Consider the following 22170-nt stretch of genomic DNA (forward strand, 5'->3'; position numbering starts at 1 on the left):
AGGATTTTTGATTACCAGTAAATACAAGTCCAATCTGATAAAAACAACTACCTTACTCTACAGATTTCAAGGCTTCAAGCATATCAATCTTTCTCAGATGATAATTGACAAAGAAACCAAGCAAGGTCAAAATGGTGCTCACTGCTGCCACTGGGATTACATAGACTTCCCAGCCTACCTGTGGATAAAAGAGAATAGTCGCAGGCGAAATCATTTGAATCAAAAATTGGTGTAAATAGAAACCAGATACCAAACCAAGTACGATTCCCACAAGGGACAGCACAATCGTCTCACGGTAAATGTAGAGGGTGACTTCATTATTATGAAAACCGAGAACCTTGATAGTGGAGAGTTCACGGATTCTCTCAGCCACGTTGATATTGGTCAAATTGTAGAGGATAACAATAGCCAACAGAACCGATACGATGACCAAGATGGTCATGGTCTGATTGAGTGAACTTGCGACCGAGTCAAAGAGTCGAATGGCTGAAGCATTTTGGACAACGCTGGACACCGCAGCTTGATTCATAAGCAAGCCGGCCAGTCTTTCAATACTAGGCGCACTAGAATCCTTTAGCCTAACCAGATAAGTATTAGCTTGCGGCACCTGTCCGTAAACTTGCTCATAGCTAGCCTGACTCATATAAATAAAGTGACCAACGTAGTTCTCAGTAATAGCAGCGACCTTTAGTTCCTTACCTTCAATTTCTAAAGTCTGCCCAACCTTGACACCTGCCAGCTGGGCAAGTTTAGCTGTAATAACGACGCCATCTTTTAATGTCAGTTCTTGCTGATGATGTTGCAGATGGATAAAGGGCGTCAAATCCTCCTTCTCTGTCATCATAAGGGTAATAGTTTGAAGACCAGCCTTACCTTTGAAATCCTTGTCTAGCGTTTTAGAATAGATTTTCTGGTAGGCTTGGATATCCTGCCCTTTCAAGACTTCTTCTAGATTTGCCTTGTCCTGATTGGTCGCACTAAGATTTTCAGAGACAATCATTTGATACTGTTGGATTTGTTGAAACTGTCTAGACGGAACTCCTGCTACAGAGGATTGGATTCCCAAACCTGCAAAGAGCAGAGCTACAGAACCTGCCACACCAAAGATTGTCATCAACATCCGCTGCTTATAACGGAAGATATTTCGAGCTGTTACCTTATGAGTAAAACTGAGACGGCGCCAGATAAAACTGAGACGCTCCAGTAAGATTTTAGCTCCTTTAACAGGAGGTTTAAGCAGTAAAAGCTGGGCTGCTTCGTCATGAAGTTCTCTACTAGCTACCAAGTAGGCTGGTAACACACTCGCCAACCAACTCAAGACAAGAGCCAGTAAGCTATAGGTCCAATAGAACTGAATCTGGGTTTCTCCCACCACCATGCCTTTTGTAATGACACTTGAAATCACACTGGCTAGTAAATAATGGCCAAGTATACTACCTAGAGCTGTTCCGACAGTCCCAGTCACTAGACCGTAGAGGAGAAATTTAGCGATAATATCCTTACTACGATAACCCAAAGCCTTAAAAATCCCTGCATGAGTTCGCTCTTCATCCACAAAACGAGTCATGGTGGTAAAGGTCACCATAGCCGCTACGGCATAAAGCACTACAGGAAAGATATTGCCCACTGCCCGAATACTAGCTGAAGCATTGCTGTACATGAGGTAGCCCTGACCACCTGGCATGGTCTGACGATTATAGACTTGATACTTGGGCTCAACCAAATCATCCAAGACTTGCTGATGTTTTTCTAACTTTTCCTTTTCTTGGGCTAAATTTTGTTCAGCCTGCTTTAGTTTGTCCTCTTCCTTACTCAATTCCTGCTTGGCTTGGGTAAGTTGAGCACGGGCCTGCTCTCTTTGGGCTTGAGGCAGCAAGGCTAGTTGACTTTCTTGAGCCTGTATACGAGCTTGAGCAGCTACTAAACGACGCTTGCCTTCCTGCAAATTAGTCTCAGCCTTGTCAAGGGTCTCTTGACCTTTGTTTAGAGACTCTTGTCCTTCTTTTTTCAAGAGTTGCAGACGTGCCTTGCCATTATCTGACAAAGCTTGTTCTAGATCTTCCTGATGTTGCTTGGATTTCTCTTCATAAGCTGCTGAGAAAGCATTTAAACCTGCTAAATCTTGATATTTCAAACGAGCTATACTGTAGACTTTCTGATCAAACTGACTAGGTAAAATCACCCCATAGGCTGTCAGAGTCCCACTTCCACTTGCTGCGTAGCCCATATCTCGCTGGGAGAGGATTTCAGCTGAATCCACAAAACCAGTAATGGTATATGTATGATTTTTTAAAGAGGAATGACCACCTTCTTTTTCTTTAAAGCTAATCTCCTGTCCCACACGATATTGGCCTTGCAAATGACTTGCCAAGGCGATTTCCTTGTCTGACTGAGGAAGTCGTCCCTCTCTTAGCTGAAAGGTTGAAATTCGCTCTGATTTGGAGTACAGCCGAATGGCATCCTGCCCATTCTCCATAGTCACATCTGTCAAATAGCCAAACTCAACCTCTGCGCCCTCTATCTGTTCTAGTTCTTCTTGATCTGTTTGATCCAAACCATAATTAGACATAACTGCCAAATCCAAGGTTTGAGCAGTTGTTAAATAAGCATTAGCTGTCGCCTCCATGTTGGGGCTAGTCACTTTGAGACCGACTAAGGCTAAAGATCCCAACATCATCAAGGTCAAGATGGATAAAAAACGCCCCTTAGAGCCTGTAAAGGACTGAATTAAGTCCTTCCAATAGGTTTTTCGCTTGATCATGCTAGTACTCCAAACTGTCGATATCCTGAGGATGCTGGTTGAGCACCACATCCTTAACACTGGCATCGTGCATATGAATCACGCGATCAGCAATGGGCGCCAAAGCTCCATTATGAGTCACGATGATCACCGTCGCTCCCTTTTGACGAGACATATCTTGGAGAATTTTCAAAACCTGCTTGCCCGTCTGATAATCCAAGGCTCCAGTCGGTTCATCACAAAGGAGGATTTTAGGATTTTTGGCTACCGCGCGTGCAATGGAGACTCGCTGTTGCTCCCCTCCAGACAGCTGGGCTGGAAAGTTATTAAGACGATGAGTCAGACCTACATCTGTCAAGACTTGCTCAGGATCCAAGGCATCCGTCACGATTTCAGAAGCCAGTTCCACATTTTCCTTAGCAGTTAGATTGGAAACTAGATTGTAAAACTGAAAAACAAAACCGACATCATTGCGGCGGTAATTGGTCCTCTGGTGGGAACTATAGTCTGCAATATTGACCCCATCAATCCAGATTTCCCCCTCGTCATTGGTATCCATTCCCCCAAGAAGGTTAAGAACCGTTGACTTGCCTGCACCAGACGCACCTAGAATAATAACCAATTCACCCTTTTCAATCTCAAAATTCACATCACGATTGGCCACAATCTCCGTGTCCCCAATCTGATAACGCTTGTAACAGTGTTTCATCTCAATATAAGCCATCAGACCCACCCTCTCTCAAACAAATTACTTCCTACTACCATTATAACGCTTTTTCAACTAGTTGGAAACTGGGAACAAAAACAAAAAGCCTAGAAATCAATCCTAGGCTTATAATTTTTTATTTTCCAAGGTAATATTCAGAAACGACGTTCAATTTTTCGTCGAATTCGAATACCAATGGTGGGAAGTTAGGGATTTCCACGTCCATGATCTCGTCATCTGACAAACCTTTGATGTGTTTTACAAGGGCACGGATTGAGTTACCGTGAGCTCCTACGAATACGTTTTTACCATCTTTAAGAGCTGGAGCGATTTTATCTTCCCAGAATGGAAGGGCACGTTCCAAAGTCACTTTCAAGTTTTCAGCATCTGGAATAACTGAATCGTCAAGTGAAGCGTAACGACGATCAGTGTGAGCTGAATGCTCATCATCACGGTCCATGTTTGGAGGCAATACATCGTATGAACGACGCCAGATGTGAACTTGTTCATCACCAAATTGTTCAGCAGCTTCAGCTTTGTTTTTACCAGTCAAACCACCGTAGTGACGTTCGTTCAAGCGCCATGATTTTTCAACTGGAACCCACAATTGGTCAGAAGCTTCAAGAGCCAAGTTAGTTGTTTTGATAGCACGTTTCAATACTGAAGTGTAAGCTTGGTCAAATTCGATACCAGCTTCTTTAATCAATTTACCAGCATCAATCGCTTGTTGTGTACCTTTTTCAGACAAATCAACATCAGCCCAACCAGTGAAAAGGTTAGCTTTGTTCCATTCAGACTCACCGTGGCGAGCAAAAACCAATTTTACCATTAGATGGATTCTCCTTTAAATTTTCCGAGGTTTCCCCTCGTTTATCTATTCTATTTTACACAATTTTTCACAAAAAAGCTAGTCAAAACCCAAAAGGAAAGGACTGTTTGGCAATCCTTTTCCTTATTTTTTATCCTTCAACTTTGAATTTTTTGAGACTTCCTAAAAATAGTGAACCACCGATAATTGCTAGGATTCCTCTTACCCATCCTAATACTGGAATCAAACCTACCGCGCCGCCTACGATTAATAGGACAGAAGGAGCTGAACCAACACGACTTTCTCCCTTATAGTATACAATCGCAACAATTCCTAAAACTAAAATAGCAATTTTTAAAACGGTTGGAAGTAAAACTCCTGCAACTGTTGTAGATGCAGTTAATTCAGGACTCTGTGTAGCTGTTGCTGTAGCAGCTGTACTCACAAATACTGCTAGTAAAAGAAATGGGGCAATAAGCAAGTAGAGTCCACCTACTAAACCAACAATACCACTATAAAGTGCTAAAGCTTTTGATTTCATAATAAAATCTCCTTTTTATTTTTTTTCAAATAAAATTGTATCATATTTGCTAAAAAAAGTATTTTCTGATTTTATAAAATAAAAATTTGTATAATATGAAATAAAATATAATACTGTTCAGAAATTAAAAACCACTCTAGAAATTTATTGTTGTAAAAATGTTACAAAATTTACCAATCCTATCCGAAATATCAAATTCGTATTTTATCTTACTGCTGTTATCTTGCTAACTTTCTCTTTGATTTGTGTTAAGTATAGTGGATTGAAACTAAAACAGTACACTACAGCTGCTAAAACATTTTTAGAAATTAATTTAACTTTCCTAGCCAATTTGTTCATATCTTATTTCAATCTACTATAAAAAGTCACACCTCACAAATTTTCAAAATAAATAAAAACGCATCGTATCAGGTGTTCAAAAACGTGATACAATGCGTTTTATAGATTATAAAATTAGTTGTCTTTTCTTCTCAAATTGAGTTTTTCCTAGACTTTTCAACCTTATTTCTCTTCAAATCCTTCTGCGACTGCGTCCGCGAAGTTTTCTTCTACGATACTTGCACAGTGGTCACAAATGACGGCATGGTAGCTGCGTTCTGCTGTTGTTGGGTCGATACGACGGCAACGGTCACATACTTGGCCTGCAGCGCGTTCAACTGTGAAGGCTACATCTTCGAAGCTAACGGCAACTTCTGGAGCTGGTCCTTCTGCGATGGTCAATTCAGACACGATCAAAAGTTGTGCTACATTGCTGTTTACTGCTTCGAGTAGAGTTTTCACAACTTCATTTGGGTAAACTGTCAAGTGTGCTTCGAGTGATTTACCGATAACTTTTGCATTACGCGCTTCTTCCAAGGCTTTTTGAGCTTGTCCACGGAAGTCCATGAAGGCTGCCCATGTATCCAAGATTTCTTCTTGATTAGCAAATGTTTCTGCTTCTGGCAATTCTGACAATTGAACAAAGTCTTCAGCTTCAAACTCAAGATATGACCAGATTTCTTCCGCAGTGTGAGGAAGGATTGGTGTCAAGAGTTTAGTGATTTTCACAAGAATGTCATAGAAAACAGTCTGCATTTGACGGCGTTCCAATGATTTAGCACCTTCGATGTAAACAACATCTTTGGCAAAATCAAGGTAGAAGGCTGACAAGTCAACGTTGATAAAGTTCACCAATGCCTTATAGATTGTCAAGAATTCAAAGTTTGCATAAGCATCACGAATGGTCTTGACAAGCTGGTTAAAGCGAATCGTCATATACTTATCAACTGAACGAAGCTCATCGTAAACTACTGAATCTTGAGCTGGGTTAAAGTCAGATGTATTGGCAATCAAGAAACGAAGGGTGTTACGGATCTTACGGTAAGTTTCAGATACTTGGCTCAAGATATCCATAGAGATACGCACGTCATTGCTTGAGTCAACACTTGTTACCCAGAGACGCAAGATTTCAGCACCGAATTGTTTTTCAACATCGCTTGGAGCAATGGTATTTCCAAGAGATTTAGACATCTTCTCACCTTTACCGTCAAGGGCAAAACCTTGTGACAAGATTTGTTTGTAAGGTGCTACGCCATGGTTGGCAACTGATGTGATGAGTGATGAGTTGAACCAACCACGGTATTGATCAGAACCTTCTAGGTAAAGGTCTGCTGGATAAGTCAACTCAGGACGGTTTACCACAACTCCATTCCATGATGAACCTGAGTCAAACCAAACGTCCATGATATCTGTTTCTTTCTTGAACTCACCATTTGGTGAACCTGGATGAGTAAATCCTTCTGGCAAAAGGTCCTTAGCATCACGTTCCCACCAAATGCTTGAACCATGTTCCTCAAAGAGTTGAGCTACATGCTCAATCGTTTCAGCAGTCATGATTGCTGTACCGTCTTCAGCGTAGAAGATAGGAAGTGGAACACCCCAAGCACGTTGACGAGAGATAACCCAGTCACCACGGTCACGAATCATGTTGTAAAGACGAACTTTACCCCATTCTGAGTGGAATTTCACTTTTTCGATTTCATCTAAAATATCTTGACGGAATTTTGAAACTGAGGCAAACCATTGTGGTACTGCACGCCAGATGATTGGTTTCTTGGTACGCCAGTCAAATGGGTATGAGTGAGAGATTTCTTCTTGGGCAAGAAGGAGGTTGCCAAGTTTCTCGATAACAGTTGGTACAACCTTATCGTAGAATTGACCTTCAAACTCAGGACCAGCATTCTTCATCATGATACCACGTTCGTCAACAGTCACTGCGACTTCAAGACCATTAGCAATACCGACATTGTAGTCGTCCTCACCAAAACCAGGGGCTGTATGGACAATACCTGTACCAGAGTCAGTGGTAACGTGGTCACCAAGGATCACCAATTCATCTACAGCTGTATCCCATGGGTGTTCTGTTACGATGTGGTTGAGTTCTTGACCACGGTAAGTTGCCAAAACTTGAACATCAGCCCAGGCAAATTTCTCAGACAAGCTAGTCAATAATTCTGCAGCAACCACAAACTTACGGGCTTCACCAGCAGGTTGAACCAAAACGTAATCAATATCTGCACCAACAGTCAAACCACGAGAAGCTGTGATAGTAAATGGAGTCGTTGTCCAGACAACGATATAAGTATCTGTATCTAGGACACCTTTTCCGTCTTTTACCTTGTTGGCATAGTAAAGGGAAGTTGAAACCAAGTCATGGTATTCAATCTCTGCTTCAGCAAGGGCAGACTCAGATGACCATGACCAGTAAACTGGCTTGGCACCACGGTAGATATAACCTTTATTAGCCATCTCACCAAATACACGGATTTGGGCTGCTTCATAATCAGGAGTCAAAGTCACATATGGATTTTCCCAGTCACCAGAAACCCCCAAACGTTTAAAGTCTTCACGTTGTTTATCTACTTGAGAAAGAGCGTATTCACGGCAAAGTTTCAAGTACTCAACCAAGTCCATTTCTTTACGTTTGACACCTTGTTTTGCCAAAACTTGCTCGATTGGCAGACCATGAGTGTCCCAACCCGGGATAAATGGTGCGTAAAAACCTGACATAGATTTTGAGCGAACAATAATATCTTTTGAAATCTTGTTCATAGCATGTCCAACGTGGATATTTCCGTTAGCGTATGGAGGGCCATCATGCAAGGTGAAATGAGGTTTTCCTTGGTTCAATTCTTGACGACGTTGGTAAAGTTTTGCATCTTCCCATTCCTTTTGCCAAACTGGCTCTTTGGTCGGAAGGCCTGCACGCATTGGGAAAGCTGTTTTCCCAAGATTAAGGGTATCTTTGAGTTTCATGGTATCTCCTTTATAAATAATAACAAATTAAAAACCACGACTGCCAAAAAGGACGAAAATCGTGGTACCACCTTTATTCGAAAAAAGACTCAGCTTTTTTCCTCTTATCCCGTAACGTGGGGAACGTCAAATCTTACTAGCTTCAGACTTGAGTTTTTGAGAGGATAATCTTATCAATAGGGATTACAGGACTCACACCATCTCCTGCTCGCTGGAAATATAAGGATAAGATATTGTTCTCAGAATATTTCTTATAAAATTGTAACGGATTCTTGCGGTGCTTCAAATCCTGGTGCTGAATCAAACGTTTCTGTAGCTGGTGTTGGAGCCAAAGGATGTACTGGAGCTACTTCTGGTTCTTCGTACATTGGACCAACTGGATGAGCAGGCTCTTCTTCCATTTGAGGACTCACTACAGGAGTTGGATTTTCCACTTCCTGTTTAGCCTGAGCTTCAAATTCAGCCAATTCTTTATTGGCTGCCTCAATACGAGCTTGTAACTCTGCCATTTCTGCTTGAGAGAACTGACGTGTCATATCAATTGGTTCTTCCTCAATTGGAGCTGGAATCGGTTCTCCAAGTACTTCGCTAACCACTTCTTTAAAAGCTTCATCACTGGTTTGAAGATAAGTAGCTGTTGGACGGAGAATGTCTTCCCAATCTGAAGACTCAACAATAGCCAACTGACTCTCAATTGTAGATTTGAGACGTTGGTGGAAGACACGGCTCTTGTTCTTCAATTCTTCTGTTTCAACAGCAACTTTCTTAGCATTATCTGTTGCTTGACGAAGAATCTCGTTTGCCTTATATTTAGCTTCTTCCAACAAGCGTTGGGCATCCTGCTCTGCTTGGTGAACGATATTGTTTGAACGTTCATGTGCCGCTTGTTTCACTCGCTCAGCTGTGTCTTGGGCAATCAATACAGACTGACTCAATGAATCTTTCATTTCGTCAAAGTAAGACAAACGCTCTTCTAAACTCTTAATACGCAAATCTTTATCATGATTCGCACGAACAAGATCTTCGTAATCACGAACCACAATATCTAAAAATTCATCGACTTCTTCTGGATCAAAGCCTCTGAATCGAGTTCCAAAGGTTTTGTCCTTTATTTCTAATGATGTAATTGGCATTCTATTCCTCACTTACTTAATAATAACTGGACGGTTATTTTTTTCTTCTCTTTTTTCGTTTGTCCCTTATCTTGAAGTAATCTCAAGCGACCAAATTTTCTCACACTAATCAAGTCTCCAACTTGAACAGTGTAATCTGATTTGTCTACCACATGATAATTTACTTGGACAAGTTTCTTCTCAATCAACTGGTTTGCTTGATTCCTAGATAGTTTCAAAACATTTGATAAAAGAACATCTAATCGAAAACTAGACACAGATAAATCCAGCTCTCGGTACTGCTCTATCTTATCTATTTTCTCGGTGAAAGGACGTTCCTCCAGCGAAACGGGTATACGGCCAATTTTCTTTAATCCATCTTGAAAGAGAAGAAGAAATTGCTGATTGACCATAATCTGCGCCCGTTCTTCATCTACTAGGATATCTCCAAAAAGTTTCCGTTCAATCCCTAATTGATTGATGACTGTACCTAAAATTTTAGCATGCGTCAACTGTTCAAATTTATTGGAATACACAATTTCCTGGAGAGATATTTCAAAATCTGAAAATTCTGGTTGGAAATAATCTGGGTATAATAAAATCCGAACATACTCACTCGAGACGAATTCCCCACTACTGCTACAAGCAAGACCATAAGTTTTGGCCAAAATCTTTAATAGCTTCTCCTGATGAGGATTGATAAAAGGAGTTAAAAAAGGAGCATAGCTATCTTCTACCTTCTTTATCCATTCCATTCCCTTGTCAAGAAATGGACGATCTTCTATGGAGAAATGCTGATAAATCCCTTTATTCATCCTATCATCGCCAGAAAACGCACTAGGTTTTCTCCTAAAAATCGAACCAAAACAATCGCAACCCAAACAGATAAATCAAGACCCGCTATCTGTAAAGGCAGGCGTTGCAAGGGAGCAAGCACTGGTTTTACCAATGCTACAATCCAACGCCCCAAACTTGATTCGTAGGCGCCTGGAAACCAAGACATGACAGCAAAGGCCACCAAAATCAGGGAGTAAATATCCACTGCATTATAAATCATACGAATTAAAAAAATCATTATCGTACTCTATTTCGCTTCATATCAAAGCCAAACTCACCATTTTGTTCTTCATCTGGTAAACGAATATCTTCTACATTGACAATAACATTCACTGGTGTCAACAGATACATGGTAGAAGCTACTTTTTTCAGATTTCCAGCTAGAACATGGCAAGCCCCATCCAGGTAATCCAAACAACGACGAGCCTGCACCTCTGTCATATACTGAAAATCAATTAAAATACTTTCGTTTCCTGCCAATAAATCAACAATTTCTGTTGCGTCTTCATATTTTCTAGGATAACGAACATCTATAATGACCTTATCCGTTGCACGCTGACTCTGATTTGCCAATTCCTGTTGTCGTGTATGCAGTCTGGTGATATTGCTATCTTTTGCACCAGCAGACTGTGAAGGTTGATTCATTGGGAGAGTCGGTTCCTGTGAAGAATTTACTGGAGTAAACACGGGTTCATTTCCTTTTTCATAAGGAATCGTTGAATCCTCATCCTCCGTAAAATAATCTATAAATCTATCGAATCTATCTTTTAAAGACATGGTTCTCTCCTACTTAAAAAATGCTGTACCTATACGAACAAAGGTGGAACCGAATTGAATCGCTTCTTTATAATCACGACTCATTCCCATACTTAACTCGGTCATAGGCATATTTGGAATTTGTTTCTCTTGAATTTCTCTTTGCAAATCTTGAGTCGCCTTGAAAATCTCTTTCAACTGCTCACTGCTAGCCTCAAAAGGTGCCATCGTCATTAAACCAACATATTCAATCTTATCTAGTCTGGCTAACTCTGGCAAGATTTCCAGCAGTTCCTCTCTCGAAAATCCGTGTTTACTTTCTTCTTTAGAAATATTTACTTGAAGGAAACACTTGATGACTCGGTCACTTCTTTTTTGTATTTCCTCTGCTAGCTTGACGGAATCCAAGGCATGGAAATAATCGACAAATTGTATGACATCTTTCACCTTACGTCTTTGCAAGGTACCAATCAAATGCCAAGTCACATCTCGATCTTTTAAAGCTTCATATTTTTCCAGAAACTTATCTACACGATTTTCACCGATATGATGAACACCTAGCGGAAGCAAGGCTTCCGCTGTCGGTACATCTACATACTTGGTAACTGCAATGACAGAGACTGAACCACTCTCTCGATGAGCATTCAGACTAGCCTCTGCAACTTCTCGAAAAACAAGTTCTGTATTTTCTTTTACATTCATTTACTTAACGATTTTTGAAAAATGGAGGTGTATCCAATTCATCTTCATCTTGTGATGTTGGGGCTTCAAAGCGTTCGACTGGAGAAACAACTGAATCTGTTGTACGAACAATCGATTCACGGCGAAGATCCCAATCACCAAAAGCAGATGCTTGAGTTGGTTCCAAACGACGTGGATTTTGTTTTGGCAATTCAGCTGTTTCTGCCATATCAAAATGACGATCAAAGCCATGTGAATGAGCTGGTTTCACTGTCTCACGGTAGTTAGTAGTCGGTCTAGCTTGTGGAGCAACAACCTTCTCTACGCGGTCTTGACGAACACCCGTTGCAACAACTGTTACACGAATTTCATCACGCATACTTTCATCAATTGAAGTACCGAGCCAGATGTTCACTCCTTGACCTGCTGCTTGATTCACAATTTGTGAAGCCTCTTCTGCCTCAATCAAGGTTAAGTCGAGACCACCAGTTACGTTGACAATCACATCTTCTGCTCCATCAATTGTTGTTTCAAGAAGTGGAGAGTAAATTGCCTTACGCGCTGCTTCAACAACACGTTCTTCTCCACTACCGATACCAATCCCCATAAGAGCATTTCCTTTATTTGCCATCACCGTTTTCACATCGGCAAAGTCAAGGTTAATCAATCCTGGATTGGTAATCAAATCGGTAATTCCTTGAACACCTTGACGAAGAACGTTATCTGCTTCGCTAAGAGCCTCCAAGAGCGGTGTTTTCTTATCAACAATTTCAAGCAAGTTGTTGTTTGAAATAATCAATAGAGTATCTACATGCTCACGAAGTTGGTTGATTCCTTCAACAGCAAATTGTCCACGCTTACTTCCTTCAAAACCAAAGGGACGTGTTACAACACCAACTGTAAGAGCACCCAAATCTTTGGCGATACGAGCAATAACAGGAGCAGCTCCAGTTCCAGAGCCTCCTCCCATACCAGCAGTGATGAAGACCATATCTGCACCACTGATAGCTTCCGTCAGTGTTTCTTCGCTTTCTTCAGCAGCTTTACGACCAACCTCAGGTTGACCTCCTGCACCCAAACCGCGAGTCAATTTAGGGCCTAACTGAATAACAGTCTCAGCTTTTGTACTGCTCAATGCTTGTACATCTGTGTTTGCTGCGATAAATTCTACGCCTGTAACACCTTCGTCGACCATGCGGTTGATGGCATTGCCACCGCCTCCACCGACACCAATTACTTTAATCACTGCACCTTGAGCAGCAGCTGTATCAAATGAAAATGTCATAATTTATTTTTCCTCTTTATTCGTCAAACATGCTTCCGATCAAGCCACGGAAACGATCTGCTAATTTCGGTTTATTTTGTGAAGCTTGTTGGAAATCCGCCATTGGTTCTGTAGGCGCCACCGGCTCTACTTCTGGAGCAGGAGCTGGTTGAACAGGCGTTGATTGTACAAACTGTGCTGTTTTCTGAATCATTCCTCCAAAACTAATTGGTTGATGAGTCAGAGCAACCTCACCCTTGACTGCTCTTTGAGCCAAAAGATTGACTTCTGTCAATTGTCCAGCGAATTCCGATAGACTAATCACATGCGCAAAGGCTGGATTGCGAATACCAACTTGGTTTGGAACATAGAGTTTGACACGAACGCCAAAGACTTCTTGAGCCAATTCTACCATACCCGGTAAAATAGCATTTCCACCGATCAAGACAATGCCACCAGGGAGGTCCAATAGACGTCTTCTATCTAATTCTTGCTTAATTTGTTCAAGGATGTGCTTGATTCGTGCAGAAATAATTTCTGACAAGTAGGCTTCCGTCACTTCGACTGCTTCTACTTCTCCAATAACTTCTACTTGGAAGGTTTCTTTGCTTGCAAGAGGAGGGTAAGCCTCTCCATAGTTTAATTTCAAACCTTCAGCCAACTTCTGAGAAGTTTTCAAGACTTTAGAGATATCCTTAGTTACATAATCTCCGCCTTCTTGAAGAATATTGGTGAACTGAAGTTCTTGGTTACGGATTGTAGCGACAGTCGTTTGACCTGCCCCCATATCAATCACTGTAGCACCAAATTCACGTTCACCTTCATTCAAAACTGATTGAACCATTGCTAGTGGCGAAATAATAATATTTTCAACCTGAACACCTGCACGCTCAACCGTCTTACGCAAATTATGCAAGATAGTACGAGGACCTGTATAAAGCAAGCCACGCATTTCAAGGCGAACCCCCATCATGCCACGTGGGTCACGAATCCCTTGGAAACCATCCACAATAAATTCTTCAGGAATAAAGGTAATGACTTCACGGTCAGGTGTCATACTTTTTGTCAAAGCTGATTTGACAACATTTTCAATATCTTGATCCGTAATTTCCTTGGTATCAGATGTTACTGGAATCATCCCTTGAGTTGGTTCTACCTGCAGAAGATTACCAGGCAAGCCGACATTCACTGACTTAATCGAAATGCCTGCCTTTTCTTCTGCTTGGGAAATAGCTGATTTGATAGCAGTTGCTGCTGCATCAATATCAACAATAATTCCATCCTTTACACCTTTACTTTTGGCATTACTCACGCCAATTACATTTAATTCACCATTTCTCTGCTCGGCTACAAGCACCTTGACAGAGCTTGTTCCAATATCTAGACCTGTAAAAAAGCCTTCTCTAGCCATTACATCGCATCCTCTCTATCTTCCAAGTTTCGCACTTCGTATTATTCCATAGCTAAACATAGGCATAGCTATTCACAGAATATTATAACACAAAAAATCTAATTGTGCTTAGTTTTTTCCTAAATTTACTTGCTATTTTTTCACTTTTGCTCATCAACTTTTTTTATTTTCCAAACAAATTATAAAAAATCAGATTTATGAAAAAAGAAAGCTCATTTCTAAGCTTTCTTTGCAATCATTTTTTCTGCTTCTTGTTCTAAAAATAGTTCCAAGATTTTCTTTGTCAACGTAATGGCTGCCGACAAAGCCAGAGAAACGATTAAATAATTAGCTACTAAGCCATGATCTCCAACCAATGGTGGTTTTGTCAGGAATCCGTAATCTCCACCTGTTACTAAATTGACCACAAAAATCAAGGCATTTAGTCCAAAGGTCATGAGAAAAATTCCCTTCACATCCAGCAATCGCGCATTATACTGTCTCAATAGATAAACTAGAGAGTTCCCCAAGAGTGCTAAATGCCCAAAGATAAAGGACAAAATCGCAATATGGGGGAAAGGATAGGCATCTGGCACTGGATAAACAAAGGCTGCTAATGTCCCAAATGTTCCTAGCAATGCAAAATACTGCCTATATTTAGACTGACCAGGAAGCAAGAGCACCACAAACATAGCCATACGGCAATGGTAAAAGGGTAAACTTTCTGACAGTGGCATATGATTGACCCAATACCAGCCATAAAGGAGGATCAACTGAACTGCCTGCAAGATTTGGAAAAATCGTTGGTAGGCCTTCTTTTCACGATAGCGATAGGCTGTATAAAAGGTCAAGGCTAAGAGCGTAAATAGGCTAACATACCAAAAAAGATCAAACTTGGGTGGCTCGCTTGCCTGAGTCGTAAAGAAAATATCCCATAAATTCATCTAGTCTTCCTCATAATTCAAAATTTTCCTGCATATTATTATACCATGCTATTTGTCAAAAATGGATTTAGAAATACGATAATCATCTTCTTAGTCAAGATATTGCCCCCTATGACCTTGATAAACCTGCCAAAGAATCTCTATTTGCTCCTTGGTAATGCGTTTTTCAGATAAGGCTGGCAGTTGATCAATGGCAAAAAATTGAAGGTCTGCAATTTCTTGATTTTCTTGGAATTGTCCATCGAGAAACTTACATTCAAAAACAAACTTTGCATATTGTTTACTCTGTAGTTGGAAACGATTGGTATCAAAAACAGCTAGTAGTCTTTCAACTTTGGCTTTAAAACCGGTTTCTTCTTCAATTTCCTTGAGAATATTTTCTGTTGGAGAATAGCCAACCTCACCAAAGCCACCTGGCAAAGCCCAACTATCCTCTCCTTGTCCCCTAACCAGACAAATCTTTTCGTCCTCAACAATCCAAGCACGGACGTCCATTAACGGAGTTGCATAAGCAGAAGTTGGCTTCAAGACTTCTGCCACTTCTTCGGAATCAAGGTCTGATGCTTGATTCAACATTTCAGATAAAAGGTCTCGCAAGTCTTCGTAGCGCTCACGGTCAAACGGATCTTTTGTAAAGGTTAATCCAGTATCTGTAATGGCAATCATTCTTTGCAAATACTTGACAAAATCACTTGGCTTCATTTTCTAAACATTCTACCAGCTTGGCTAGATTCATAGAGTTAGAGCCTTTGAGTAGGATTTGGTCATTGACTCCAAGGCTTTCTTTGACCTGCTTGACTAGGTTTTCAAATTGGTCTTGGTCTTCTGTTTTCTTGAAATAGTAAACGTGGCCGATTGGGAACATTTGACTAGCCAATTGGGCCAATTCAGCAATGTCTTCTCCATAGAAAATCACGGTATCCAGCACATCTGGCGAAAGGCTCAAAATCATCTGGTTATGAAGTTGAACAGACTGGTCACCAAGTTCCTTCATATCCGCCAAGACAGCGATTTTTTTGCCACCTTCATTGGCTGGAATGGCAGAGAAAGTCTCTAAAATCAGCTTCATAGCAGTTGGATTGGCATTGTAAACATCTGATAGTATATCTGCTCCATTGGTTGCTTTCTTCCACTCGGTACGGTTACGCGTCAATTCAAGATCTTGGAAGGCCTGACGAATCTGCTCCTCTGAAACTCCTTCTTGTAGGGCAACATAGGACGCAATCATAGCATTAGTGGCATTGTACTTACCAGTCACTGGCAAATCAAGGGATTGTTCCAAGAAATTAGCCTTAAAGGTCAGACTATCCTTGCGCTCAACCAAATCGGTAACTTCCAGCTCTGCTCCTTGCCCAAAACGGACCAACTTTTTATCAGTTGGCAAGTAGGCCTCTACAATCGAGTCAGCTGGTGCCAAAAGCAAAGAACCTTCAGCCATGCCATCTGCAATTTGCATTTTCCCTTTAGCAATCTCAGAACGGTCTTTGAAAAAGGCCAAATGAGCCTCTCCAACCAAGGTCACGATTGCTGTTTTTGGATGGGCCAATTCAGACAAGAGATGAATATCTCCCAAGTGATCCTGCCCCATTTCCAAGACCAACTTTTCTGTCCCTTCAGGCATATGGAGAACTGTGTAAGGAAGGCCAATCTCGTTATTGTAATTGCCTTGTGTTTTGTAGGCCTTGTATCTTGTTGACAGTAAATGCGCCAGCATATCCTTGGTCGTCGTCTTGCCATTTGAACCTGTAACAGCAAAGACATCTACAGCCGTTTTCTCAAGATAGTAGGCAACTAGGGTTTGAAAGGCAGTCAAAACATCATCTACTAGAATGTAGGGATGATTTGCGACCTTTTTCTCAGACAAGGTTACAGCAGCGCCATTTTCAAAGGCTCTTTCGATAAAGTCATGGCCATCACGCGCACCTTTGAGTGGCATAAATAAATCTCCAGTCCCAATCAAACGACTATCAAACTCAGCCTTTTCTAACTGGGTGTCCTCAAAGATGCTAACATCATTTTTAGCTCCGACAACTTGGGCCACTTCATGAATTGTTAATTTCATTTCTACTCCTTTAAAAAGGGTCGAAGTCCGAGAACTCTGATCATCTTGCAGTGATGGTTCTGGCTTCTACCCTCTCTTTTCATTCTTATAGCAAATGCGCTTCGCGCTTGTCAAAACTTTCCTTGGCAAGTTCCACCAAACGCTCGATTAGTTCTGGGTAGCTGATTCCCATATTGTCCCAAAGCAGTGGGTACATTGACCACTGGGTAAAACCTGGCATGGTATTGAGCTCGTTTAGGAAAACCTCTCCCTTATCTGTATAGAAGAAATCGCAACGAGATAGACCGAGACCACCAATAGCACGGAAGGCCGTTTCTGCATTCTGACGCATGACAGCTACCACATCATCACTGATTTTAGCTGGGATATCCATGGTAATCTTGTTATCAATATACTTGGCATCGTAGTCATAAAAGGCAACATCCTTGACAACTTCTCCTGGTAGGGTGCTTTTGACATCGTAGTTGCCCAAGAGACCAACCTCGATTTCACGAGCATTCACCCCTTGCTCTACCAAGACACGGCTGTCATATTGGAAGGCAAGTTTCAAAGCTTGACGGAGTTCTTCTTGGTTTTCAGATTTAGAAATACCGACACTTGAACCCATGTTTGATGGTTTTGTGAAGACTGGATAAGTCAATTTTTCTTCCACTTCAGCGATTTTAGCAGTCACATCATCCCCTTCAACGATAGCCACATAAGGAACTTGGGCAATACCAGCAGATTCTAACACACGCTTGGTCGTGATTTTATCCATGGCAAGACTAGATGACAAGATGTTACAGCCGACATACGGCATTTTCAAAACTTCAAGGAATCCTTGAACAGAGCCATCTTCTCCCATCGGACCATGAAGAACTGGGAAGACTACTGCACCGTCTTCGTAGATAGCACTTGGTGCAACTTTCTTATCCCAATCAATAGTTTCATTGGTCATAAGACGGTCCTCTTGCCCCGGAGTCTGGCTAAATTCTTGCGTTTTAATAAAGTCACCTGACTGGCTGATAAAGAAAGTCTTAACTGTGAAACGGTCGTAATTAACCGCACGCATGACACTTTCAGCTGAAAGGACAGAGACTTCGCGTTCCGCACTCCGTCCACCGTATAAAAGAATAATCGTTTGTTTCATATTACTTGTCCTAATTCTACTAGAATACTCGCTCTTTAGTATATCATATTTGCTTGTTTTTTTAAAACTTGAACCTAATCCTTACTCATCACACTACACAAAAAGAGGCCGATAGGTACGATTTTCAGCCTCCTTGATTTTTTATAAATGAATGGAGTTCGTAAATTTGCCTACACTTACAACTCTGTCCGATTTTCAATCGCTCGTAAGAGTGTCACTTCGTCCGCATACTCAATGTCCGCTCCCACAGCGAGGCCTCGCGCCAGGCGCGTAACCTTGATCCCAGCTGGCTTGAGTAAGCGGGAAAGATACATGGAAGTCGCTTCCCCATCTGCTGTGGCATTGGTTGCTACGATTACTTCTGAAACCTCACTATCCATAAGACGAGTCATGAGACTCTTGAGATTGATATCGTCTGGACTGATACCATTCATAGGGGAAATGAGGCCATGTAGGACATGATAGAGTCCATGGTATTCTTGGATATTTTCCATGGCTGCCACATCCCGACTATCCTCTAGCACCAAAATCGTTGTCTGGTCACGAGTCGGATCGGTACAAATGGAGCAAGGATCATCATCTGTCAAACGACCACAAATAGAACAGTAGGTCAATTCTCTCTTAGCAGAAAGGAGATTTTTAGCAAATTCATTGACATCGTCATCAGACATCCCAATCGTATAAAAGGCCAAACGCGTAGCCGTCTTAATCCCGATACCTGGTAACTTAGAATAACTGTCAATCAGCTTGGCAATAGGTGTTGGATAAAGCATAATTTCCTTTCTAGTTCATTGGATGGTATTTTTGATACAGATTGATAATATCACGCGCAATGGAAGGTCCTACACCATTTGTTAGATTGGTATTATGAGGAAAGACCACTGCAACAGCGATTTGGGGATTATCAGATGGGGCATAAGCCACCGCATTGGTATTGGTTGCTTGCTGACCATCTGCCACATAGCTTTCGGCTGTACCCGTTTTTCCGCTAATGGATACCAAGGCACCATTTGAAAAGGCACGTCCAGTTGTCAATCCACTAGTCCCATGAGCAACCTGATAAAAACCTTGGTGCAAGATACTCATATCGGAGTCGGATATATTGACCTTATTCATCTCTGTCGGTTGCAGTTGCTGAATCAAGTCGCCCAGTCCTCCCTTATCATTATTACCATAAATGCCTTCAACAATACGAGGAGCCACACGAACACCATCATTTGCAATAGTTGCTACATACTGAGCCAACTGCATCGGCGTATAGTTATCAAACTGCCCAAAGGAATTGGTAATGAAATTGGCAAAGTTATACTCTTTAGGAATAAATCCAGTAGATTCATCTGGTAGGTCAATCCCAGTCGCAGACCCCAAGCCATATTCGCCAAAGGTCGCACGAAGTTTTCCCATAGCTGTTTCCAAATTGCTGGTTCCAACAAACATATTTGGTTGATAGGTCTGGCCCATGATTCCAAGAGCGGTTTGAACCATGTAAGCATTGGATGAATACTCCAAGGCTTCCACAGCTGTAATAGGAAAAGATCCATATGCCAATTTATACCAAGAATAAATTGGAGCTGAACCTTGGAAAACAATAGGCTGATCTGTTAAGGTTTGGTTTCCTGATAAAACACCATTTTCCCAACCTGAGCTGATGGTAGCGGCCTTAACAACCGAACCTGGGACAAAGACATTGGTTACCGTTCCCAAGGAATCAGGAGTCAACTCTCCCGTTTTCAGGTCATGTTTGAGTCCTGACATAGACAAAACAGCACCTGTTTTGGGGTTAAGGGCGACTGCATACACACCCTCAGAATACTTGGCTCCACCATTTCCTAGCTCGGAATTGAAATAACTTTTCAGCAAAGCATCCACGCTATCTTGGAAGGCCAAATCAATGGTCAGCTTGATATTGTTTCCCTTACTACCTTCCTCAATTGTATCCACGCTTTCCATATTGCCATATTTATCCAGATGGATTTCTTTTACCGAGCGTTTTCCTTGTAAGGTCTCTTCATATTGCTTTTCCAAATAGGAGGTTCCAACACGGTCATTTAGAGAATAGCCTTTTTTAAGATAAGCATCTGCTTCTTCCGCTGGGAGACCAGCTTTTTCACTGGATACACTCCCTACTATAGAAGAAAGGGAAGTTTCCAAAATCTTTCGATCCCAAGAAGTAGAAATACTAATGCCAGGCATCTCCTTTGAAATAGAGGCAATAACAGCCACCTGAGAATCATTTAGAGGATCTGTCGCAATGGTTCCTGTCGCAAAGTTTCCAACAGCATTTAACTGACTAAAAAGATAGATTTCTTTCTTTTCATCCTCTGTATAGTTTAGTTGACTTGTTGGGACACTATCGACCGCATTGTTATACAGTTCTGATTCGGATAGACGATTGCCATCTGAATCCAAGCGTTTCTCACTTGGGAGAGCTTCCACTGTTTTTTTATAGATTTCAGGATCAGCCAAATAGTAATCAGCCAGCTGGCGTTCTGTCAAATTTGGCGAACTGATGCTCACATAAGTCAGTAACTTTTTAGCTATTTCTTTTAAGTCTGTAGCCGTCATTTTATTGCTACGCGTAAAGGAAACAACCTGTTTTAACGTATTTTCTACCAAAGGTTTTCCACTAGCATCATAGATTTCCCCACGGGCAGAACTGGTTGTGACCTTGGTCTGACTAGCTGAGGCTAGCTTTTTTTCGTAAAAATCCTTGTTCAAAACCTGCATATACAACAAACGACCAATAATGGTCATAAAGAGTAAAATGACGATTGAAAACAATAAATTAAGCCGAATCGGAATCGAATGGCTGTTAAATTTTCTCATACAAATCAGTCTCATTTCTAACTTAAAATCTTACTCTTAATTGTACCATAATTTGAGCAGAAAATTATGGAAAAGAAAGAAGCTTTTTTCGTTTTTACAGTAAGATACGTTTTTATTTATCCATCCCTATATTATATGTTATAATGAATGTAAAAGTTCAATAATCTAGTCTTTTTCCAATACGACTCATTTAAAGGAGCCTTCCCTATGGACAAACCAGATATCGCAACTGTCATTGATTCACATTTTGAAGAAATGACAGACCTAGAGCAAGAAATCGCTCGCTATTTTTTGCAAGCTGAAACGATTACAGATGATTTATCTTCTCAACAAGTCACCCAAAAATTACATATTTCTCAAGCTGCTTTGACCCGTTTTGCTAAAAAATGTGGCTTTACTGGCTACCGAGAATTTATTTTCCAATACCAACATCAGGCAGAAAATCAAGCCAACCAAGTCTCCAAGCACAGTCCACTGACCAAACGAGTCCTCAGAAGTTATAGCAATATGAGGGAACAAACACAGGACTTGATTGACGAAATCCAACTAGAACGAATTGCCCAGCTAATCGAAGATGCTGAGCGTATCTACTTCTTCGGAACAGGGAGTTCTGGTCTTGTTGCCCGTGAAATGAAATTGCGGTTCATGCGTCTGGGTGTAGTCTGCGAGGCCTTGACCGATCAAGACGGCTTTGCCTGGACAACCAGTATTATGGATGAAAATTGTCTCGTACTTGGTTTCTCACTTTCTGGCACAACACCTTCTATTTTAGATAGTCTATTAGATGCCAAGGAGATGGGGGCAAAGACTGTACTCTTTACAAGTGTTCCCAATAAAGATAGCCAGACCTACACAGAGACTGTTCTTGTAGCCACCCACAGCCAGCCTTCCTACATCCAACGAATATCCGCTCAACTTCCTATGCTCTTCTTTATCGATTTGATTTATGCCTACTTTTTGGAAATCAATCGCGAAAGCAAGGAGAAAATCTTTAATAGCTACTGGGAAAATAAAAAACTCAACGGATATCGTAGACAAAAACGTATCAGAAAATCCTAGTTTGGCTAAGCCAAACTAGGA

At 41.2% G+C, this 22170-nt stretch carries 19 protein-coding genes; 1 reads left to right on the forward strand and 18 read right to left on the reverse strand.

What is annotated here, in order from left to right:
* Positions 1-52: 52 nt before the first annotated feature.
* From PCY12_RS01170 to pbp2b, 18 genes are all read right to left on the reverse strand, one after another.
* Entirely contained in the window at positions 53-2761 is a 2709-nt protein-coding gene (locus tag PCY12_RS01170) for an FtsX-like permease family protein (protein ID WP_301351160.1), read from the reverse strand.
* Position 2762: 1 nt separating this feature from the next.
* Positions 2763-3464, reverse strand: coding sequence for an ABC transporter ATP-binding protein (locus tag PCY12_RS01175; RefSeq protein WP_301351161.1), 702 nt, complete (start codon positions 3462-3464; stop codon positions 2763-2765).
* A 118-nt stretch (positions 3465-3582) separates the two neighbouring features.
* Complete coding sequence (locus tag PCY12_RS01180; RefSeq protein ID WP_000240129.1) at positions 3583-4275, reverse strand: phosphoglycerate mutase; 693 nt, start codon at positions 4273-4275, stop codon at positions 3583-3585.
* Positions 4276-4405: 130 nt separating this feature from the next.
* Entirely contained in the window at positions 4406-4795 is a 390-nt protein-coding gene (locus PCY12_RS01185; RefSeq protein ID WP_301351162.1) for a hypothetical protein, read from the reverse strand.
* A 501-nt stretch (positions 4796-5296) separates the two neighbouring features.
* Positions 5297-8089: an isoleucine--tRNA ligase gene (gene ileS, locus PCY12_RS01190; protein ID WP_301351163.1), complete on the reverse strand. Its 2793-nt coding sequence runs from the start codon at positions 8087-8089 to the stop codon at positions 5297-5299.
* A 251-nt stretch (positions 8090-8340) separates the two neighbouring features.
* Positions 8341-9222, reverse strand: coding sequence for a DivIVA domain-containing protein (locus tag PCY12_RS01195; protein WP_367316697.1), 882 nt, complete (start codon positions 9220-9222; stop codon positions 8341-8343).
* A gap of 8 nt (positions 9223-9230) precedes the next feature.
* Complete coding sequence (locus PCY12_RS01200) at positions 9231-10016, reverse strand: RNA-binding protein (RefSeq protein WP_301351164.1); 786 nt, start codon at positions 10014-10016, stop codon at positions 9231-9233.
* Complete coding sequence (locus PCY12_RS01205) at positions 10013-10276, reverse strand: YggT family protein (RefSeq protein ID WP_000576513.1); 264 nt, start codon at positions 10274-10276, stop codon at positions 10013-10015. The genes PCY12_RS01200 and PCY12_RS01205 overlap by 4 nt, the downstream gene beginning before the upstream one ends.
* Complete coding sequence (locus PCY12_RS01210; protein WP_301351165.1) at positions 10276-10815, reverse strand: cell division protein SepF; 540 nt, start codon at positions 10813-10815, stop codon at positions 10276-10278. The genes PCY12_RS01205 and PCY12_RS01210 overlap by 1 nt, the downstream gene beginning before the upstream one ends.
* Before the next feature lie 9 nt (positions 10816-10824).
* Positions 10825-11496, reverse strand: coding sequence for a YggS family pyridoxal phosphate-dependent enzyme (locus PCY12_RS01215; RefSeq protein WP_261149205.1), 672 nt, complete (start codon positions 11494-11496; stop codon positions 10825-10827).
* 4 nt (positions 11497-11500) lie between these two features.
* Complete coding sequence (ftsZ, locus tag PCY12_RS01220) at positions 11501-12760, reverse strand: cell division protein FtsZ (protein WP_000144272.1); 1260 nt, start codon at positions 12758-12760, stop codon at positions 11501-11503.
* A 16-nt stretch (positions 12761-12776) separates the two neighbouring features.
* Positions 12777-14150, reverse strand: a complete 1374-nt coding sequence (gene ftsA / locus PCY12_RS01225; protein ID WP_301351166.1) for a cell division protein FtsA — start codon at positions 14148-14150, stop codon at positions 12777-12779.
* A gap of 218 nt (positions 14151-14368) precedes the next feature.
* On the reverse strand, positions 14369-15073 hold the full coding sequence (locus PCY12_RS01230) for a TIGR02206 family membrane protein (protein ID WP_301351167.1): 705 nt from the start codon (positions 15071-15073) through the stop codon (positions 14369-14371).
* 90 nt (positions 15074-15163) lie between these two features.
* The gene (locus PCY12_RS01235; protein ID WP_301351168.1) at positions 15164-15775 is read right to left on the reverse strand and encodes an NUDIX hydrolase; all 612 of its coding nucleotides are present in this window, start codon (positions 15773-15775) and stop codon (positions 15164-15166) included.
* The gene (gene murF, locus PCY12_RS01240; protein WP_301351169.1) at positions 15762-17135 is read right to left on the reverse strand and encodes a UDP-N-acetylmuramoyl-tripeptide--D-alanyl-D-alanine ligase; all 1374 of its coding nucleotides are present in this window, start codon (positions 17133-17135) and stop codon (positions 15762-15764) included. The genes PCY12_RS01235 and murF overlap by 14 nt, the downstream gene beginning before the upstream one ends.
* 85 nt (positions 17136-17220) lie before the next feature.
* Complete coding sequence (locus PCY12_RS01245) at positions 17221-18264, reverse strand: D-alanine--D-alanine ligase (protein WP_301351170.1); 1044 nt, start codon at positions 18262-18264, stop codon at positions 17221-17223.
* Positions 18265-18440: 176 nt separating this feature from the next.
* Positions 18441-19037, reverse strand: a complete 597-nt coding sequence (gene recR, locus PCY12_RS01250) for a recombination mediator RecR (protein ID WP_000966754.1) — start codon at positions 19035-19037, stop codon at positions 18441-18443.
* Between the two features lie 10 nt (positions 19038-19047).
* Positions 19048-21105 carry a penicillin-binding protein 2B gene (pbp2b, locus tag PCY12_RS01255; protein WP_301351171.1) on the reverse strand — a complete coding sequence of 686 codons (2058 nt, stop codon included), beginning with the start codon at positions 21103-21105 and terminating at the stop codon, positions 19048-19050.
* A 192-nt stretch (positions 21106-21297) separates the two neighbouring features.
* On the opposite strand from pbp2b, the gene PCY12_RS01260 reads away from it, so the two are divergent.
* Positions 21298-22149: a MurR/RpiR family transcriptional regulator gene (locus PCY12_RS01260; RefSeq protein WP_301351172.1), complete on the forward strand. Its 852-nt coding sequence runs from the start codon at positions 21298-21300 to the stop codon at positions 22147-22149.
* Positions 22150-22170 lie beyond the last annotated feature (21 nt).

The sequence above is a fragment of the Streptococcus sp. SPS1 genome (assembly GCF_030439915.1).
In the GTDB taxonomy this organism is placed as follows: Bacteria; Bacillota; Bacilli; order Lactobacillales; family Streptococcaceae; genus Streptococcus.

What these genes read in the sequence shown, in the direction of transcription:
- PCY12_RS01170 (WP_301351160.1), bottom strand. Translation starts at nt 2,761, where the DNA reads ATGATCAAGCGAAAAACCTATTGGAAGGACTTAATTCAGTCCTTTACA.
- PCY12_RS01175 (WP_301351161.1), bottom strand. Translation starts at nt 3,464, where the DNA reads ATGGCTTATATTGAGATGAAACACTGTTACAAGCGTTATCAGATTGGG.
- PCY12_RS01180 (WP_000240129.1), bottom strand. Translation starts at nt 4,275, where the DNA reads ATGGTAAAATTGGTTTTTGCTCGCCACGGTGAGTCTGAATGGAACAAA.
- PCY12_RS01185 (WP_301351162.1), bottom strand. Translation starts at nt 4,795, where the DNA reads ATGAAATCAAAAGCTTTAGCACTTTATAGTGGTATTGTTGGTTTAGTA.
- ileS (WP_301351163.1), bottom strand. Translation starts at nt 8,089, where the DNA reads ATGAAACTCAAAGATACCCTTAATCTTGGGAAAACAGCTTTCCCAATG.
- PCY12_RS01195 (WP_367316697.1), bottom strand. Translation starts at nt 9,222, where the DNA reads ATGCCAATTACATCATTAGAAATAAAGGACAAAACCTTTGGAACTCGA.
- PCY12_RS01200 (WP_301351164.1), bottom strand. Translation starts at nt 10,016, where the DNA reads ATGAATAAAGGGATTTATCAGCATTTCTCCATAGAAGATCGTCCATTT.
- PCY12_RS01205 (WP_000576513.1), bottom strand. Translation starts at nt 10,276, where the DNA reads ATGATTTTTTTAATTCGTATGATTTATAATGCAGTGGATATTTACTCC.
- PCY12_RS01210 (WP_301351165.1), bottom strand. Translation starts at nt 10,815, where the DNA reads ATGTCTTTAAAAGATAGATTCGATAGATTTATAGATTATTTTACGGAG.
- PCY12_RS01215 (WP_261149205.1), bottom strand. Translation starts at nt 11,496, where the DNA reads ATGAATGTAAAAGAAAATACAGAACTTGTTTTTCGAGAAGTTGCAGAG.
- ftsZ (WP_000144272.1), bottom strand. Translation starts at nt 12,760, where the DNA reads ATGACATTTTCATTTGATACAGCTGCTGCTCAAGGTGCAGTGATTAAA.
- ftsA (WP_301351166.1), bottom strand. Translation starts at nt 14,150, where the DNA reads ATGGCTAGAGAAGGCTTTTTTACAGGTCTAGATATTGGAACAAGCTCT.
- PCY12_RS01230 (WP_301351167.1), bottom strand. Translation starts at nt 15,073, where the DNA reads ATGAATTTATGGGATATTTTCTTTACGACTCAGGCAAGCGAGCCACCC.
- PCY12_RS01235 (WP_301351168.1), bottom strand. Translation starts at nt 15,775, where the DNA reads ATGAAGCCAAGTGATTTTGTCAAGTATTTGCAAAGAATGATTGCCATT.
- murF (WP_301351169.1), bottom strand. Translation starts at nt 17,135, where the DNA reads ATGAAATTAACAATTCATGAAGTGGCCCAAGTTGTCGGAGCTAAAAAT.
- PCY12_RS01245 (WP_301351170.1), bottom strand. Translation starts at nt 18,264, where the DNA reads ATGAAACAAACGATTATTCTTTTATACGGTGGACGGAGTGCGGAACGC.
- recR (WP_000966754.1), bottom strand. Translation starts at nt 19,037, where the DNA reads ATGCTTTATCCAACACCTATTGCCAAGCTGATTGACAGTTATTCTAAG.
- pbp2b (WP_301351171.1), bottom strand. Translation starts at nt 21,105, where the DNA reads ATGAGACTGATTTGTATGAGAAAATTTAACAGCCATTCGATTCCGATT.
- PCY12_RS01260 (WP_301351172.1), top strand. Translation starts at nt 21,298, where the DNA reads ATGGACAAACCAGATATCGCAACTGTCATTGATTCACATTTTGAAGAA.